We start from the raw sequence: 15,010 nt of genomic DNA on the forward strand, positions 1-15,010 counted from the left end.
GGCGGGTTTGGGTGGTTGCGGTGAACTCTGCAAACTCTGCTTGCGCAAAGCCGACCTTGGTCAACACCGCGGCGAACGTCGGCTCCCCGCCCTTTGTGACGGACTGGGCGTCGGCTGTGCTGCGCCGGCGACGGACTGCCGCTCCTACGTCCTGAGACATTTGGTTCGCTGCACCACTGTCAGATCGCTCTCCGGCTCGGAGCGTGCCGTTCGGCCTTCTGACAGTCGTCAGAACAACGAGACCTTGAGGATGTGACGATCGTCCGCTGTCTTGAACAGGAACGATAGCTCTACCTTTGCCTCGCAGGCTGCGGCGTAGCGCAGGACGCTTTCCAGGTTCGGCAGGGCAGCCGTCGGGCTCTCCAGCCTTGATACCATCGCCTTGGTCAGCGGCCGGCCGAGTTCTTCGGATGCGCGCCGAAGCTCAGTCCGGCTCATCTGCTTCGACTTGCGCATTGCGCGGAGGGCCATGGCGATGTCAGCTTTTGTCCGGTGCTGATCGAGCAGTGCCGCGCCTGCAGGGTTGGCCGATCGCATCCTTTCGAGGAGACTGCTGCCGTTCTGGTCGCCCTTCTCACCTCGCTTTGTTCGCCTTGCTGTCATTGCAGCCTCCTCGCCGCGGCACCGCTCACCATGTGCGCCTCGAGGTTCTTCAACAGCACCAGCAGGCGCGCCATCTTCGCCTCGAGGAGCGCGTCGTCCACAACCGCCAGATATCCCGATGACCAGAGCGGCAGGTAGCCAGCCCTCCGCTTCGGATCATGGACACGTGAGGCGGGCGCGATCATCTCACGCGGGAACGGCCTGCCGAGGCGATACCACCGGCTGATCGTCCTCGCCCATCCTGCGTCACGGTTCAGCCCGACCAGCACCGACGTCAGGATCTGGCGGTCTCCCAACAGAGGATGCCCGGAGACCTGCCCCCAGAGCACTGGAAGGTCGTCCTCGTCCATGACGAGAACGGCCCAAAGGTTTGCCAGAGGTGCCTCGGCGACATCCTCAGGAGTAGGACCGCGTTCAAGCGCAGCGACGGAAGCCTTGGCGAGGTCGATGAAACTGTGAGGGTCGTGCATCCGGATCTCCATGGTGATGGTCGCGTGGTGGTGGGCATGGCGCGGCATTGTAGCCGATCGCGCGAGCCGGGTTACCGACTTGCCTCTCAGCTACCCGTGGCGCTCCGGCTCGATCTGCCTAAGGAACGCCGCAAGGACGTCGGTGCCGGGATCCTGCAAACCGTCGGCTGGAACCCCGTCGAAGTCGAGATGCGGCCGCATCATCCAGTTCAGCAGGCGGAAGTCGCTCCATTCTGCCGCTCTGGCAGCAACGAGGATCTCGACAAAGCGGGGATCAACCCGGCGGTTGGCCGAGTCGAACTGGAAGACAGGGTATCTCCAAGTGCCGGCGACACGGAAGCGCAGGAGGCGGCCCTCCTTCGGCAAGCTGGACCATGACGGACACGCATCCGACTGACCCAGTATTGCACGTGCTTCAGCGCCCCTGATCATCTTGACGCCGCTGAGGATCTGCCTGCGCAGAGCGCGATGGCGTGCCCTGCATCGGGCCGTCATTCTTTGCTTGCGGGACATCTCACATCGCCACCGGCCTGTTTTCCATGTCGGCGGCACGTTGGAGCATCCTCAGCACCGTCCGAAGGCTCGGCTTCGCCTCTGCATGAGGCGCGACCGCTGCCAGTGCTTCGACGATGGCCGAGATCGAGGCTTCGGAAAGGCCCTGGGCGCGTCCCTGGCGCTCCGCGAAGACGATCAGGTGGGGCAGCTCGACGTCCTGCAGCCGAAGGACGGTGCAGCGGCTGATGAGCGGCTCTGGCAGCGGCGCCAGGTCGTTGGTCAGCAGGATCCAGCTGACCCAGGACATGTCACAGCGCACGCGGAAGTAGGGGCAGCTCCAGTCCGCAGCGGTGACGGGCTCGAGGAGCGGCAGCAGCGCCGGAGCCAGGGCATGGGAATGTCCGCTGGATGACCTGACATCGCCCGCCTTCTCGACCTCGTCGACGACCACCAAAGGGTTCCCGGACAGCCGCTCCAGCACGAAGTCGACCACGCGGCCCGGGCGGGCGTTTGACCAGCCGCGCTGAGAGCCGACCACGGCGAAGCTCCCGCCCTCGCTGGTCGCGTCGATGACAAAGCTCCCGGCACCGATCAGCTCGCCCAGCCGCCGCGCCCAGTGGGTTTTGCCGATGCCCGGCGGCCCGTCGAAGATCACCGGTGGCAGGCGGAACCCGACATGCCCTTCGCGCACGGAGCGGCGCATGGCGTTCCAGGCGTGTTCGGTCGCCGGCGCCATCCACGGCATCTCGTCGTGCAGCGTCGCCGCCAGGACATCGGCCTGATGCTCGTCGGCGATCCCGGCAAGGCTGACGCCGTTCGCCAGGGGCGACAGCCGCTCCCGGTCGTGCTTGTCCAGATGCCCGAGGCCAGACTCACGCATGACGCGATCATAGAGCCGGCTGGCCCGCCGGTTCGCGCGCCTGTGGTCCTTCTGCGGCATGTTGATGCCCTCGACCGCGCCCATGCAGGCAAGATCGTAGAGACCCTCGTCCTCATGCCGGGACAGATCGACACCGGCGCGAGCGGCTCGAAGCCGAAGCAGATGCAGCACCAGCCGCTTGGCAATGCTGCGCGCCGACAAGTCCGGGTCAGGCATCCTGGCCCTGAGGAAGGGGTGGTTTCGCATGGTCGATCCTCGCATGAACCAGCCGCTCATCCGCGGCCGGATGCGGCTGGCCCGAAGGCGCAGACGCTGGTTTCAGGAAGGACCCGGGTCAGGAGGTAGTGTTGAGATCCGACGGCTACGGCGTCAATCCGGCGGCCCGCAGCAGTCACACCGCAGGCGCTGCGAGGCCCAACCAAGCATCAATGCTAATAAGCCGCTGAAAAGGCTAGCTTAGCCACATAGAACGCCAACTGATGGCAGCGTTATGCGTGGCGAAATGGCAAAAAACTCCCAAAATGGCAGTTTTATGGGGGCCTCTACACCTATACAGTATCGAGATACAGTTCGACCGTCTCCTCGTCCGACAGTTCGGCCATGTAGTGAAGCTCCTGCCGCTTGGTCATCAGGTAGTTGTCGACCAGATGCGCGGGAAGGATGCGGCGGATTTCCGGGCAGGCATCGAATGCGTCGATCGCCGCGCCCCAGTCGCCGGGAAGCTGCGCCAGATGCTGGTCATAGGCATTTCCCTTGAAGGGCGCCGGCGCCTCAAGCTTGTCCTCGATACCGTTCAGGGCCGCCCCAAGAATGGCCGCAACGGTCAGGTAGGGATTGACGTCGCCACCTGCCACGCGATGCTCGATCCGCCGCGCCTTGGGGCCTGAGGACGGGATGCGGATGGCTGCGGTGCGGTTCTCATAGGCCCAGCCGATGCCGGTCGGCGCGTGGGCGTTCGGAACCAGCCGGTCATAGCTGTTTTCATGCGGGGCGAACAGCAGCGTCGATCCCGGCATGGCGCGCAGGCAGCCGGCCACGGCTTGGCGCAGGGCCTCGGTCCCGTCTTCCCCGCCATCGTCGAAGATGTTGCGCCCGCCGCTATCCAGGATCGAGAAATGCATGTGCATCCCGTTCCCGGTGAACGCCTCGTAGGGCTTGGCCATGAAGCTGGCGGCGAAGCCATAGCTGCGGGCGATGCCCTTGACCAGCATCTTGAACAGCCAGGTGTCGTCGGCGGCCTTCAGCGGGTCGGCCTGATGCATCAGGTTGATCTCGAACTGCCCCGGACCGGCCTCGGAGATAGCCGTATCGGCCGGGATGTCCATCGACTCGCATGCCTCATAGAGCGTCGTGAAGAACTGGTCGAACGCGTCCAGCGCGCGCAGTGACAGAACCTCTCCACCGGTGCGCCGCTTGCCGGACCTGGGACTGGGCGGCACGCGCAGCTGGCGACCGCTGTCATCGATTAGAAAGAACTCCAGCTCGGTCGCCACGACCGGCGTCAGGCCCGCCGCTTGGTAACGCGCGGCAACCTTAGCCAGCGCCTGCCGAGGATCGCCGTCATAGGGCCGCCCGTCCGGGTGGAACATCCACAGCGGCAACAGCGCGGTCGGCGCATCCAGCCACGGCATCGGCAGGAAGCCACGCTCGGTCGGAAGCAGCAGCCCGTCGGGATCGCCCGACTGGAAGACCAGGGGGCTGTCCTCGACATCTTCTCCCCAGATGTCCAGGTTCAGCACGGAATAGGGGAACTTGGTGCCCTCCTCCAGCAGCTTCCCCGCATAGCGTGCGGGCAGGCGCTTGCCGCGGGCGACGCCATTGAGGTCGGCGGCAGCCACGCGGATCGTCTTGACCTCGGGGTGTTCGCGCAGCCAATCCATGTCGTCATCTCGCAAGTTGGGGTCGGTATCTGACGCGTCCGTCCGCGCCGGGAAGGTGGCGGTTCAATCGCCGGTTCACGCGCCCGAACAGCCAGATCAGCAGCAGGGTCGCCACGATGAAATAGGCCGCCGCGATAGGGTAGGCCACGAAGGGGTTGAAGGTCTTGTCCGCGAAATAGCTGGCGTAATAGAGCGCGTCGCCCTTTTGCTGAAACGCCGGGAAGCTGGAGAAGTAGACCAGCGTCGTCGCGTGAAAGAGGAAGATCGCCTCGTTCGTGTAGGACGGCCAAGCCAGCCTCAGCATCGTGGGCCAGATCACCCGGCGGAACCGCGTCCAGCCGGTCATGCCATAGGCGTCGGCGGCCTCGATGTCGCCCTTGGGCACGGCCATCAGCGCGCCGTGGAAGATCTGTGCGGAATAGGCGGTCGTGTTCAGCGTCAGGACGATCAGCGCACCGGCCCAAGCCCGCGTCAGCCAGCTGGTCTGGATGGTCAGCCCGAAGACGTCGATGCCCGCCCGCGGCAGAAGGACCAGCGCCTCGTAGGCGATGAAGAACTGGATGAACAGCGGGCTGCCGCGAAAGACGAAAATGAACGCATCTGCCGGACCGCGCAGCCAGGCGTGGCGGCTGGTGCGCGCCACGGCCAGCGCGTTGGCCAGCACGAAGCCCATGCTCAGCGCCAGGACGGCGAAGTAGATGTTCCAGATCAGCCCCGATCCGATCAGCGTGAACTGCTGGCAGATCGTATAGTCCGCCCGCGGCAGCAGCCGTTCGCCATAGCCCAGAGACCGCAGGCCATAGTCGATGATGGTCTGGGTGCAGCTCATGCGACGGCCCCCTTGCGCTGCGCTTCTCCGCCCATGGTGGCCTGCCCCCGCGACAGCCGCCGCGCGACGCGGTCCAGCACCCGGCCCGAGATCCAGGTCATCAGCAGATAGAAGACCAGAAGTGCCAGGAAGTAATAAAGCCGCCAATCGGGGTGCGGATAGGTGAAGGCGCTGGTCTTGGCGCCGCCCAATTCGCGCGCCCAATAGACCACGTCCTCGACCCCCAGCAGGAACAGAAGCGGCGTCGCTTTGATCAGGATCATCCACAGGTTCGACAGCCCAGGCAGGGCATAGATCCACATCTGCGGGACCAGCACCCGGCGCGTCACCTGCCGACGCGTCATGCCATACGCCTCGGCCGTTTCCAACTGGGCGCGCGGCACCGCCTGCATCGCACCGTAGAGAACGTTGGCCGCGAAGGCCCCGAAGACGATCGAGAACGCGATGACCGCCAGGAAGATGCCATAGGCGTCATGCACCCAGGGGCTGGCGTCGCTCAGCGGCAGCTTGGCGGCGTCGCAGACGACGAAGTCGTTGCCCTGCCGCACCGGCTGGCTGCTGTCGCAAAGCGCCTGGTGGCGGACCCACTCGAACCCCTGGTCCAGCGCGATGGGCACGAACAGGAAGAAGATGATGTCGGGAATGCCCCGAACCATAGAAGTATAGATCTTGCCGAACCAGCGCAGCGGCGCGACCCGCGACCGCGACGCCATCGCCCCGCCATAGCCGAAGACCAGCGCCACCGGCGCCGTGATCGCCAGCAGCAGCAGCACCGTCCCGAAGCTGGCATAGAACAGCATATGCGTGCCCGACGTCAGATAGCATGACAGCCAGGCAAGCCCCTCGATCGAAGACGGGTCAGTGCAATAGGAAAACATCTGGGTTCCCGAAAGGCCGCCACGGAGATCCCGCGGCGGCAGGTCAGATCATTCGAAGGTCAGCGCGTCTTCACCGAACCACTTCTTGATCAGTTCGTTCAGGCTGCCGTCCTCCTTCATCTCGGTGATGACGGCGTCGAAGGTTTCGCGCAGGTCGTTGTCGGACTGACGCAGGCCCATGCCGATGCCTTCGCCCAGGGGAACGGTGTCATAGCCCTCGACCCAGACCAGTTCGCCGCCTGATTCCTCGACGATGGGGGCCAGGAAGTCCTTGTCGGCGAAGACCGCGTCGGCCTCTCCGTTGCGGACAGCGGCGACGGTTTCGTCGGGGTTGGCGAACTCCAGCAGCGTTGCGCCGGTTTCGGCCACGTGGCCCGCCTGGATGGTGCTGGTCTGCGCCGCGACCACGCCGCCTTCCACGTCCACGTCGGGCGACAGCGCCGCATAGGCCGACGGCATCGCGGGGGTATAGGGCTGGGTGAACTGGATGACCTGCTTGCGGTCCTCGTTGATGTTCATGCCGGCCATGATCGTGTCATAGTTGCCCGAAACCAGATTCGGGATGATCGAGTCCCAGTCGTTGCGAACCCAGGTGCAGTCCAGCTCGGCGCGGGCGCACAGCTCGTTGCCCAGCTCGATCTCGAAGCCGGTGACCTCGCCCGTCGCGTCGTCGATGAAGTTGTAAGGGGCATAGGCGCCCTCGGTCCCCATGCGTACGGTCTGGGCATGCGCGATGCCCGCGGTCAGCGCCAGCGTCGTGGCGGCGATCGTCAGCAGTTTCATTATCGATCTTCTCCTGTTGGTTTCTTATGTGGCCATCGTGGCGGACAGGAACTGGCGCAGACGATCGGTCCGCGGGTCCTGGAACAGCCGCGACGGCGGGCCTTCCTCGCAGACCACGCCCTGATGCAGGAACACGACGTGGTCGCTGACATCGGCGGCCAGCCGCATGTCGTGGGTGACAAGGATCATGGTACGATGCTCGGCGGCCAGGTCCTTGATGACCTTCACCACCTCCTGCTGCAGCTCGGGGTCGAGCGCGCTGGTCGGTTCGTCGAACAGCAGTGCCTTGGGCTCCATGCAGAGCGCGCGGGCTATGGCGGCCCGCTGCTGTTGGCCGCCCGAAAGCTGCGCGGGCCAAGCGTCGGCCTTGTCGCCGATGCCGACCTTGGCCAGCAGGATGCGGGCCCGTTCCTCGACCGCGGCGCGGTCTTCGCCCAGGACGGTGACGGGTGCTTCCATCACGTTCTGCAGGATCGTCATGTGCGCCCACAGGTTGAACTGCTGGAAGACCATCGACAGGTTGGTGCGGAACCGCGTGACCTGCTTGCGGTCGGCGGGGTGTCGGTCCTGGCCCCTGCCCTTCCAGCGCACCGCCTCGCCCTCGAAGCTGATCTCGCCCTCCTGGCTGTTCTCCAGCAGATTACAGCAGCGCAGCAGCGTGGATTTTCCCGAACCGGACGACCCGATCAGGCTGATCACATGGCCGCGCGGTGCCGTCATCGAGACGCCCTTCAGCACCTCGAGCGGGCCATAAGCCTTGTGCAGCCCGGTGATCTGGATGACCGGGGTGGCGGTGTCAGGGGCAGGTGTGGTCTGGCTCATCATCCGCACATTGGGCGTCAAACGCACGGATTTTGCAACGGGGTGCGCACGGCATCCTGCCGATAAACGCAGGATGCCGCTACGTCAGGCGAAGGTTCAGGCAATCTCGATCGAGTATTTCTCGATCACGGTGTTGGCCAGCAGCCCCTCGCACATCTTCGCGACCTCGGCGCGGGCGGCGTCGGCATCGGTCGCGGCCAGGTCCAGCTCGATCAGCTTGCCCTGGCGGACGCCGTTCACGCCGCCATGGCCCAGACCGCCCAACGCGTGGCGGATCGCCTCGCCCTGGGGGTCGAGGACGCCGTCCTTCAGCATGATGGTCACACGTGCTTTCATGGCGGCTGTCCTTCAGTTGATCGCGGTCGGTTTCAGGCTGGTGGTGTTCGCGGGCATCAGTCCTAGACGACGCGCGACCTCGGTATAGGCGTCGGTCAGGCTGCCCAGGTCGCGGCGGAACACGTCCTTGTCCAGCTTCTGGCCGGTCTTGACGTCCCACAGCCGGCAGCTGTCGGGGCTGATCTCGTCGGCGACGATCAGGCGCATGAAGTCGTTGTCCCACACGCGGCCGATCTCGATCTTGAAGTCGATCAGCTTGATGCCCGCGCCGTAGAACACGCCGGACAGGAAGTCGTTCACGCGCAGCGCCAGGCTGACGATGTCGTCCAGATCCTGCTGGCTCGCCCAGCCGAAGGCGATGATGTATTCCTCGGACACCATCGGATCGCCCAGCTCGTCGTTCTTGAAGCTGTATTCGACGATGGGACGGGGCAGCGCCGCGCCCTCCTCCAGCCCCAGCCGCTTGGACAGCGAGCCGGCGGCGAAGTTCCTGACGATCACCTCCAGCGGCACGATCTCGACCTGGCGGATCAGCTGCTCGCGCATATTGATGCGGCGGATGAAGTGGTTCGGGACGCCAATGTTCGTCAGGCCCTGCATGAAGAACTCTGACAGGCGGTTGTTCAGCACCCCCTTGCCCTCGATCGTCGCCTTCTTCTGCGCATTGAAGGCGGTCGCGTCGTCCTTGAAGTACTGGACCAGGGTCCCGGGCTCGGTGCCCTCGTACAGGATCTTCGCCTTGCCTTCGTAAACTTTTTTGCGCCGCGGTGCCATGGGCCCACCGTCCTTTCGCATGTCCCCAAAAATGGCGCATAGCGCAGAAAGCCCATCGGGGGCAATACGAGCCTTGCGACAAGCCCGTGCAGGGGGCATATCGGAAGAAGGGAATAGCGGGAGTTCAGACATGTCCACCTTCGACGACCGGGAACGCGCCTACGAGGCGAAGTTCGCCCACGACGCCGACCTGCGCTTCAAGGCCGAGGCGCGCCGCAACCGCCTTCTGGGCGAATGGGCGGCGGGCATGCTGGGCAAGACCGGCGACGAGGCGCGGTCCTACGCCATCAGCGTGGTGACGTCGGACTTCGAGGAGCCGGGCGAGGAGGACGTCTTCCGCAAGGTCGAGGCCGACCTGTCAGGCAAGGCCGACGCCGCGACCATCCGCGCCAAGATGGCAGAGCTGATGGACGAGGCCCGCCGCCAGGTCATCGACGAATCCTGACCCGGTCGTCGGTCCGGGCACAAGGGGCGCAGGTGCGCCCCTTCTTCGACCGCATCGCGGAAACCTGGACATCACGCCCCTGGAACAACGGCTTGTGATCGGCGCGAGCGGCATCTTGCGATAACCAAGGGCGTTCAACCCAAGTTCGGGATAACGCGAAGGAGCCATCGTCATGCAGATCCGTCACATCCTGACCGCCGCCACGGTCCTGATCGCCACCGCGGCGGCCCCCGCTCTGGCCGATCCGGGACGCGGCAAGGGGCATCACGACGACAGCGGCCATGCCGGTCACTGCCCGCCGGGCCTTGCCAAGAAGCAGCCTGCCTGCGTACCGCCCGGCCACGCCCGCCACGATGACCGGCGCCACGGCCCCCGCGCCGGAGAGGTCCTGCGCATCGGCGACTATGTCGTCATCCGCGATCCCGGCCGCTATGACCTCGAACGTCGCGACGGCTGGCAGTACTACCGCGACGACAGCAACATCTATCGGGTCGATCGCGACACGCAGCGCGTCCTGGCCGTGCTGAACCTGGTCCGCGCCTTCACGAACTGATCGCGGCCGCCTCGGCGCGGGGATAGAGACGGAACATCGTCACCGCCCGCGCCAGGTTCAGCGCCATCAGCGCGGCCCAAAGCCCGTGGTTGCCCCAGATGGGCGGCAGGACCAGAACCGCGACGATGAAGATGGCGACCGACTGGATCATCGCCACCCGCATCTCTCGGGTCAGGGTGGCGCCGATGAAGATGCCGTCCAGCATCCAGCCGGACACTCCGATCAGGGGCGCCAGCCCCAGCCACGGCAGATAGAACCGCGCCTCGGCCCGCACCTCGGCTGCTGTCGTCAGCAGGTCGATGATTGGCCCGCCGGCTCCCAGGAAGATCAGCCCCAGCACCACCGATCCCCCCAGCCCCCAGGCCGACGTCATCTTGCTGGCCCGTCTGACGCGGTCAGGATGGTGCCCCCCGACCGCCTGCCCGACCAGGCTTTCCGCCGCGAATGCGAAGCCGTCCAGCGCATAGGCGGTGACGGCCAGGAACTGCAGCAGGACCTGGTTTGCCGCCAAAGGTACATCGCCATGCCCCGCCCCCAGGAACAGGAAGCTGGTCATGCAGCCCTGCAGCAGCACCGACCGGATCATGATGTCGCCGTTGACCCGCGCCAGGCGGTTCAGCTTGTCTGCAGCGAACAGGCTGGCCGTGTCCCGCGCCGCGCGGACGGCCCGCGACAGCACGTGGCGCGCCAGCCACAGCCCCAGCGCCAGTCCGGACAGTTCGGCGATCAGCGTGGCCCAGGCGACCCCCGCCACGCCGAGGCCGAGCCCCAGGACAAACCACAGGTCCAGCGCGACGTTCAGACCGTTCTGCAGCAGTTGCAGCGCCAGCACGGCCCGTGTTCGCTCGACAGCGATCAGCCAGCCGGTAATCGCGTAGAGCCCGATGGTCGCGGGTGCCCCCCAGATGCGGATCGCCAGGTAATCCCGCGCCAGCGCCTCGACCGCGTCCGATGCCGGCGAAAGCCGGAACGCCGCCCAGAAGATCGGCACCTGCAGCGCCACGAACGCCAGTCCCGCGGCCCCAGCGATGGCCAGCGCGCGCAGTAGATGCGCGCCGACCTCGGCCTGGTCGCCCGCGCCATGCGCTTGCGCGACCAACCCCGACGTGCCCATGCGCAGGAACCCGAACACCCAATAGACCGAGGTCAGGATGATCGCCCCGATCCCTACGGCACCGATGGGTTCGGGGGCCCCCAGCTGTCCCACGACGCCAGTATCGACAAGCCCCAGAAGCGGCACCGTCAGGTTCGACAGCACAATGGGGATAGCGATGTTCAGAACCCGGCCGTGGGTCAAGGGCTTCATGGCTGCGGCATCAGAAAATGCCCCGTCGCCTGCGCCATCAGGCGCGAGCGGTTATCCTGCCACGCCTCGACATGCACCGACGCATAGCGCCGCCCGGACCGCACCACCCGCGCCCGCGCATAGGCGTCGCGCGGCAGGCCCGACCGCAGGTAATCCACGGTGAAGTCGATGGTCTTGGGCAGCCGCGGCAGGCTGTCTGGCACGGCAGCGTCCGGCGCGATGCGGCCGGATTCTAGATCCTCCCACATGGCGGACCAGGCCAGTTCGATGATGGCGGTGGTTTCCAGGAACGCCGCCGTGACACCGCCGTGGATCGCCGGCAGGCGGGGGTTGCCGATCAGCTTGTCGGCATAGGGCAAGATCGCCGTCAGTTCGTCCCCGCGCCGGTCGAAGCGGACGCCCAGCCATGTCAGGTAGGGCACGCCGGACACCAGCGCGTTCAACGCCGAATCGCGGCGGGTCTTGATCTGGTGCAGGGGTTCGTTGCGATCCATCCTAACGCTCCGCCGTGAAGGCGCCGGTGGCCGAGGCGACGGGGTTCTCGCCGTCCTCGTCCAGCGCCACCGCCCGCAGGAACGCCACGCTGCGGGTCATGTGATAGCACTCGGCCCGCGCCGTGATCCGCTGGCCAGGCGTCGCCGCGCGCATGTAGTCGATGCGCAGGTCGATCGTCGCCGTTGATCGCGGGTTCGACGGATGGACCATGACGGCCGCCCCGCAGCAGGTGTCCATCAGCGCCGAGACGACGCCGCCGTGGATGACACCGGTGCGCGGATCGCCGACGAGATGTTCCGCCCAGGGCATGCTGATGATTGCCCGCCCCGACCCGATCTCCTCGACACGCATGCCCAAGGCGCGGGCATGGGGGATCGCCTCGATGAACTGCTGGGCGATGCGGGCTTGGTCGTCGTCGGTCATGGGCGGCTCCTTCATGGCGATGATTAGACGCAGGGGGCGGCGGCACTCAAGCCCTGATGCAGGCGCCTGCGCGTTCCGGTTGAGAAAGCCGCCGGTTGCCCCTAGGTTGACGCAAAGGGAAATCTTCGAGAGGGCGCTGATGCCGGGTGAACAGTTCAGCTTCAAGGAGATGTGCGCGCGTTTCGACGTCACACCCCGAACCCTGCGTTACTATGAGTATATCGAGCTGTTGCAGCCTCGGCGCGAGGGGCGGGCCCGCTTCTATGGTGCGCGAGAGGTGGCGCGGATGACGCTGATCCTGCGCGGCCGGCGCTTCGGCTTCAGCCTCGAAGACATCCGCCAGTGGTTGCAGATCTATGACCGCAAGGGCTCGCGCGAACAGTATCAGGTGTGGCTGCAGATGGCCGAACGCCAATTGGCGGTCCTGGACGAACAGATCGGCGACCTGCAGGCCGCCCGCGCCGATCTTGAACAGCTGCGCCAGACGACGGCCGACGAACTGGCACGGATGACCTGACGCGGCGGCAGCCGTGGCGTGACGCCGCGTCCCGCTTACGTTCGCGTCAACTTGATCCTATATCGAAGGCCAAGGACGGACCACCGGTGAGCGAGGAGAAGCCGAACCCATGTCCGAGGATCTGATGACCATCCGGCAGATGTGCGACACGTTCGACGTGACGCCGCGCACCTTGCGCTTCTACGAGGCGCGGGAACTCATCTTCCCGCAGCGCCGCGGTCAGCACCGGCTCTATGACCGGCGCGACCGGGCCCGGCTGACGCTGATCCTGCGCGGCAAGCGGTTCGGTTTCAGCCTGGAGCAGATCCGCCAGCTGCTGGAGCTCTACGAGCCCGGCGGGACGAACCGCACCCAGGTCGCCGCGACGATTGAGGTGGGTCGTGCCCGTCTGGCCGACATGGAACGCCAGCGCGCCGAACTGGGAGAGGCCATCGCCGACCTCCGCGCGCAGATTTCCGACGCAGAACACCGGTTGTCCGCCACATCCGTCGAACCGATCACAGGATAGTGCCATGCCGATCTACACCCCGCCGATCCGCGACCTGCAATTCGTCCTGCACGACGTGCTGGCCCTGTCGACCTCGGGCCTGCCCGGCCACGAGGAGCTTGACCGCGAATTCACCGAAGCCATCCTGGACGCTGCCGGCAAGCTGTCATCCGAGGTGCTGGCGCCCCTGAACCGTATCGGCGATCAGCAGGGCTGCCGGCTGGAGAACGGCGTCGTCCGCACCCCCGACGGCTTCAAGCAGGCCTTCGACGCCGTCCGCGAAGGCGGCTGGACGGCGCTGGATTGCGACCCGGAATATGGCGGCCAAGGTATGCCCTACGTCATGGGCGTGGCGACCGGAGAGATGTTCGTCAGCGCCAACCTGGCCTTCAACATGTACCAGGGCCTGACCCACGGCGCCTATTCCGCCATCCATGCCCACGGCACCGAGGAGCAGAAGCGGACCTACCTGCCGAAAATTGTCAGCTGCGAGTGGACCGGCACGATGAACCTGACCGAGCCCCATGCGGGGACCGACCTGGGCATCCTGCGCACCAAGGCCGAGCCGCAGGACGACGGCAGCTACAGCATCACCGGGCAGAAGATCTTCATCTCCTCGGGCGACCACGACATGTCGGACAATGTCATCCACCTGGTCCTGGCGAAGGTCCCCGGCGGCGGCGAAGGCACCAAGGGCATCAGCCTGTTCATCGTACCAAAATTCCTGGTGAACGAGGACGGCTCGCTTGGTGACCGCAATGGCGTCACGGTCGGTGCGCTGGAACACAAGATGGGCATCCACGGCAACGCCACCTGCGTGATGAACTACGACGGCGCCAAGGGATTTCTGCTGGGCGAGATGCACAAGGGCATGCGCGCCATGTTCACGATGATGAACGAAGCCCGGATCGGCGTCGGCCTGCAGGGCTATGCCGGTGCCGTTCCCGCCTATCAGAACGCGCTGGCCTACGCGAAGGACCGCCTGCAGGGCCGGTCTGTGTCTGGCGCACGGAACGGGACCGGGGTCGCCGACCCGCTGATCGTGCATCCCGACATCCGCCGCAGCCTGATGGACCAGAAGTCGTTCCTGGAGGGCGCCCGCGCGCTGTCGCTGTGGGGCGCCCACCTGATCGATCGCAGCCGCTTGGCGGACGACGCCGATGCCGAGGGGCTGATTTCGCTGATGACCCCCGTCATCAAGGGTTTCCTGACCGACAAGGGTTTCGAGACCACCGTCCTCGCCCAGCAGATCTTCGGCGGTCACGGCTATGTCGAGGAATGGGGCATGAGCCAGTTCGTCCGCGACGCCCGGATCACCATGATTTATGAAGGCGCGAATGGCGTCCAGGCCTTGGACCTCGTCGGCCGCAAGCTGGCGCAGGACGGCGGCAAGCACGTCATGGCCTTCTTCGAGATGATCAAGTCCTTCTGCAAGCAGCATGGCGACGATGAGGCGGTGGCGGCGGACTTCATCGCACCGCTGAAGGTGGCGTCGAAGGATCTTCAGACCGCCGCGATGTTCTTCATGGAACGTGGCATGAAGAACCCCGACGACGCACTGTCTGGCTCCTACGACTTCATGCACCTCTTCGGCCACGTGACATTGGCCTTCATGTGGGCGCGGATGGCGGTGGCCGCGCAAGAGGCGCTTTCCTCCGGCACCGATGATGCGGATTTCTACAGGACGAAACTTGCGACCGGCCGATACTACATGAAGCGGCAGCTCCCGATGACGGCGACCCACCTGGCGCGAATCCAGACCGGCGCCGAACCGGTGATGGAGCTGGAGCCGGAAGCCTTCTGAGGCGGAGCGCGTGGCGAGAGCGTGCCTGTGGGTATTTGTACAAAGAAGAAGCAGAGTGCGTCCCGGCCTCTCCCGTCCAGCGACGAGTCAGACACTCTGGGCCCACAGGCCGGAACGTCTTCTCCTTTGACGGTCATCGGCTCCCCAGCCTGTACCGCAGCGTCAGGCTAGCACGGGCAAGATAAAGAATGAGTTAATGCCCTTCTTCTTTGTCTCAAATACCCTGCGGG

The 15,010-nt window shown here is 65.6% G+C and carries 19 protein-coding genes; 5 read left to right on the forward strand and 14 right to left on the reverse strand.

Annotated elements, in window-relative coordinates:
- Nucleotides 1-228 precede the first annotated feature (228 nt).
- From OC184_RS10240 to purC, 11 genes are all read right to left on the reverse strand, one after another.
- Nucleotides 229-471: a hypothetical protein gene (locus tag OC184_RS10240; protein ID WP_265507103.1), complete on the reverse strand. Its 243-nt coding sequence runs from the start codon at nt 469-471 to the stop codon at nt 229-231.
- 128 nt (nt 472-599) lie between these two features.
- On the reverse strand, nt 600-1,121 hold the full coding sequence (locus tag OC184_RS10245) for a DUF6634 family protein (protein WP_265507104.1): 522 nt from the start codon (nt 1,119-1,121) through the stop codon (nt 600-602).
- Between the two features lie 42 nt (nt 1,122-1,163).
- Nucleotides 1,164-1,439 carry a hypothetical protein gene (locus OC184_RS10250; protein WP_265507105.1) on the reverse strand — a complete coding sequence of 92 codons (276 nt, stop codon included), beginning with the start codon at nt 1,437-1,439 and terminating at the stop codon, nt 1,164-1,166.
- A 148-nt stretch (nt 1,440-1,587) separates the two neighbouring features.
- Nucleotides 1,588-2,694, reverse strand: coding sequence for an AAA family ATPase (locus tag OC184_RS10255; RefSeq protein ID WP_265507106.1), 1,107 nt, complete (start codon nt 2,692-2,694; stop codon nt 1,588-1,590).
- 302 nt (nt 2,695-2,996) lie between these two features.
- The gene (locus OC184_RS10260; RefSeq protein WP_265507107.1) at nt 2,997-4,328 is read right to left on the reverse strand and encodes a glutamine synthetase family protein; all 1,332 of its coding nucleotides are present in this window, start codon (nt 4,326-4,328) and stop codon (nt 2,997-2,999) included.
- 4 nt (nt 4,329-4,332) lie between these two features.
- A complete protein-coding gene (locus tag OC184_RS10265; protein ID WP_265507108.1) occupies nt 4,333-5,157 on the reverse strand; it encodes an ABC transporter permease in 825 nt (274 codons plus the stop codon).
- Nucleotides 5,154-6,035 carry an ABC transporter permease gene (locus tag OC184_RS10270; RefSeq protein WP_265507109.1) on the reverse strand — a complete coding sequence of 294 codons (882 nt, stop codon included), beginning with the start codon at nt 6,033-6,035 and terminating at the stop codon, nt 5,154-5,156. Before OC184_RS10270 ends, OC184_RS10265 begins: the two co-directional genes overlap by 4 nt.
- Before the next feature lie 48 nt (nt 6,036-6,083).
- Nucleotides 6,084-6,818 (reverse strand): transporter substrate-binding domain-containing protein, encoded by a 735-nt coding sequence (locus OC184_RS10275; protein WP_265507110.1) that lies wholly within the window; start codon nt 6,816-6,818, stop codon nt 6,084-6,086.
- A gap of 24 nt (nt 6,819-6,842) precedes the next feature.
- The gene (locus OC184_RS10280) at nt 6,843-7,643 is read right to left on the reverse strand and encodes an ABC transporter ATP-binding protein (protein ID WP_378925849.1); all 801 of its coding nucleotides are present in this window, start codon (nt 7,641-7,643) and stop codon (nt 6,843-6,845) included.
- A gap of 93 nt (nt 7,644-7,736) precedes the next feature.
- Entirely contained in the window at nt 7,737-7,976 is a 240-nt protein-coding gene (gene purS, locus OC184_RS10285) for a phosphoribosylformylglycinamidine synthase subunit PurS (protein WP_265507112.1), read from the reverse strand.
- A 12-nt stretch (nt 7,977-7,988) separates the two neighbouring features.
- Nucleotides 7,989-8,750, reverse strand: coding sequence for a phosphoribosylaminoimidazolesuccinocarboxamide synthase (gene purC, locus OC184_RS10290; RefSeq protein WP_265507113.1), 762 nt, complete (start codon nt 8,748-8,750; stop codon nt 7,989-7,991).
- Nucleotides 8,751-8,880: 130 nt separating this feature from the next.
- Between purC and OC184_RS10295 the strand changes: the two genes are divergently transcribed.
- Both OC184_RS10295 and OC184_RS10300 read left to right on the forward strand, forming a co-directional pair.
- Entirely contained in the window at nt 8,881-9,195 is a 315-nt protein-coding gene (locus OC184_RS10295; protein WP_265507114.1) for a DUF1476 domain-containing protein, read from the forward strand.
- Between the two features lie 172 nt (nt 9,196-9,367).
- Nucleotides 9,368-9,748: a hypothetical protein gene (locus tag OC184_RS10300; RefSeq protein WP_265507115.1), complete on the forward strand. Its 381-nt coding sequence runs from the start codon at nt 9,368-9,370 to the stop codon at nt 9,746-9,748.
- Here OC184_RS10300 and OC184_RS10305 read toward each other — a convergent pair.
- The 3 genes from OC184_RS10305 to OC184_RS10315 are packed head-to-tail and all read right to left on the reverse strand — an operon-like array spanning nt 9,738 to nt 11,972.
- The gene (locus OC184_RS10305) at nt 9,738-11,054 is read right to left on the reverse strand and encodes an MATE family efflux transporter (protein WP_265507116.1); all 1,317 of its coding nucleotides are present in this window, start codon (nt 11,052-11,054) and stop codon (nt 9,738-9,740) included. The genes OC184_RS10300 and OC184_RS10305 overlap by 11 nt on opposite strands.
- On the reverse strand, nt 11,051-11,548 hold the full coding sequence (locus tag OC184_RS10310; protein WP_265507117.1) for a PaaI family thioesterase: 498 nt from the start codon (nt 11,546-11,548) through the stop codon (nt 11,051-11,053). The genes OC184_RS10305 and OC184_RS10310 overlap by 4 nt, the downstream gene beginning before the upstream one ends.
- 1 nt (nt 11,549) lies before the next feature.
- Entirely contained in the window at nt 11,550-11,972 is a 423-nt protein-coding gene (locus OC184_RS10315; protein ID WP_265507118.1) for a PaaI family thioesterase, read from the reverse strand.
- 139 nt (nt 11,973-12,111) lie between these two features.
- On the opposite strand from OC184_RS10315, the gene OC184_RS10320 reads away from it, so the two are divergent.
- The 3 genes from OC184_RS10320 to OC184_RS10330 all read left to right on the forward strand — a co-directional run bounded on the left by OC184_RS10320 (nt 12,112) and on the right by OC184_RS10330 (nt 14,780).
- On the forward strand, nt 12,112-12,489 hold the full coding sequence (locus OC184_RS10320; protein WP_265507119.1) for a MerR family transcriptional regulator: 378 nt from the start codon (nt 12,112-12,114) through the stop codon (nt 12,487-12,489).
- A 109-nt stretch (nt 12,490-12,598) separates the two neighbouring features.
- Entirely contained in the window at nt 12,599-12,997 is a 399-nt protein-coding gene (locus OC184_RS10325; protein WP_265507120.1) for a MerR family transcriptional regulator, read from the forward strand.
- A gap of 4 nt (nt 12,998-13,001) precedes the next feature.
- Entirely contained in the window at nt 13,002-14,780 is a 1,779-nt protein-coding gene (locus OC184_RS10330; RefSeq protein WP_265507121.1) for an acyl-CoA dehydrogenase C-terminal domain-containing protein, read from the forward strand.
- Nucleotides 14,781-15,010: the final 230 nt, after the last annotated feature.

This window comes from Paracoccus rhizosphaerae, from assembly GCF_026162645.1.
Classification (GTDB): Bacteria; Pseudomonadota; Alphaproteobacteria; order Rhodobacterales; family Rhodobacteraceae; genus Paracoccus; species Paracoccus rhizosphaerae.

What these genes read in the sequence shown, in the direction of transcription:
- OC184_RS10275 (WP_265507110.1), bottom strand. Translation starts at nt 6,818, where the DNA reads ATGAAACTGCTGACGATCGCCGCCACGACGCTGGCGCTGACCGCGGGC.
- purC (WP_265507113.1), bottom strand. Translation starts at nt 8,750, where the DNA reads ATGGCACCGCGGCGCAAAAAAGTTTACGAAGGCAAGGCGAAGATCCTG.
- purS (WP_265507112.1), bottom strand. Translation starts at nt 7,976, where the DNA reads ATGAAAGCACGTGTGACCATCATGCTGAAGGACGGCGTCCTCGACCCC.
- OC184_RS10310 (WP_265507117.1), bottom strand. Translation starts at nt 11,548, where the DNA reads ATGGATCGCAACGAACCCCTGCACCAGATCAAGACCCGCCGCGATTCG.
- OC184_RS10240 (WP_265507103.1), bottom strand. Translation starts at nt 471, where the DNA reads ATGGCCCTCCGCGCAATGCGCAAGTCGAAGCAGATGAGCCGGACTGAG.
- OC184_RS10315 (WP_265507118.1), bottom strand. Translation starts at nt 11,972, where the DNA reads ATGACCGACGACGACCAAGCCCGCATCGCCCAGCAGTTCATCGAGGCG.
- OC184_RS10325 (WP_265507120.1), top strand. Translation starts at nt 12,599, where the DNA reads ATGTCCGAGGATCTGATGACCATCCGGCAGATGTGCGACACGTTCGAC.
- OC184_RS10300 (WP_265507115.1), top strand. Translation starts at nt 9,368, where the DNA reads ATGCAGATCCGTCACATCCTGACCGCCGCCACGGTCCTGATCGCCACC.
- OC184_RS10280 (WP_378925849.1), bottom strand. Translation starts at nt 7,643, where the DNA reads ATGATGAGCCAGACCACACCTGCCCCTGACACCGCCACCCCGGTCATC.
- OC184_RS10260 (WP_265507107.1), bottom strand. Translation starts at nt 4,328, where the DNA reads ATGGATTGGCTGCGCGAACACCCCGAGGTCAAGACGATCCGCGTGGCT.
- OC184_RS10295 (WP_265507114.1), top strand. Translation starts at nt 8,881, where the DNA reads ATGTCCACCTTCGACGACCGGGAACGCGCCTACGAGGCGAAGTTCGCC.
- OC184_RS10320 (WP_265507119.1), top strand. Translation starts at nt 12,112, where the DNA reads ATGCCGGGTGAACAGTTCAGCTTCAAGGAGATGTGCGCGCGTTTCGAC.
- OC184_RS10330 (WP_265507121.1), top strand. Translation starts at nt 13,002, where the DNA reads ATGCCGATCTACACCCCGCCGATCCGCGACCTGCAATTCGTCCTGCAC.
- OC184_RS10270 (WP_265507109.1), bottom strand. Translation starts at nt 6,035, where the DNA reads ATGTTTTCCTATTGCACTGACCCGTCTTCGATCGAGGGGCTTGCCTGG.
- OC184_RS10305 (WP_265507116.1), bottom strand. Translation starts at nt 11,054, where the DNA reads ATGAAGCCCTTGACCCACGGCCGGGTTCTGAACATCGCTATCCCCATT.
- OC184_RS10265 (WP_265507108.1), bottom strand. Translation starts at nt 5,157, where the DNA reads ATGAGCTGCACCCAGACCATCATCGACTATGGCCTGCGGTCTCTGGGC.
- OC184_RS10245 (WP_265507104.1), bottom strand. Translation starts at nt 1,121, where the DNA reads ATGCCGCGCCATGCCCACCACCACGCGACCATCACCATGGAGATCCGG.
- OC184_RS10255 (WP_265507106.1), bottom strand. Translation starts at nt 2,694, where the DNA reads ATGCGAAACCACCCCTTCCTCAGGGCCAGGATGCCTGACCCGGACTTG.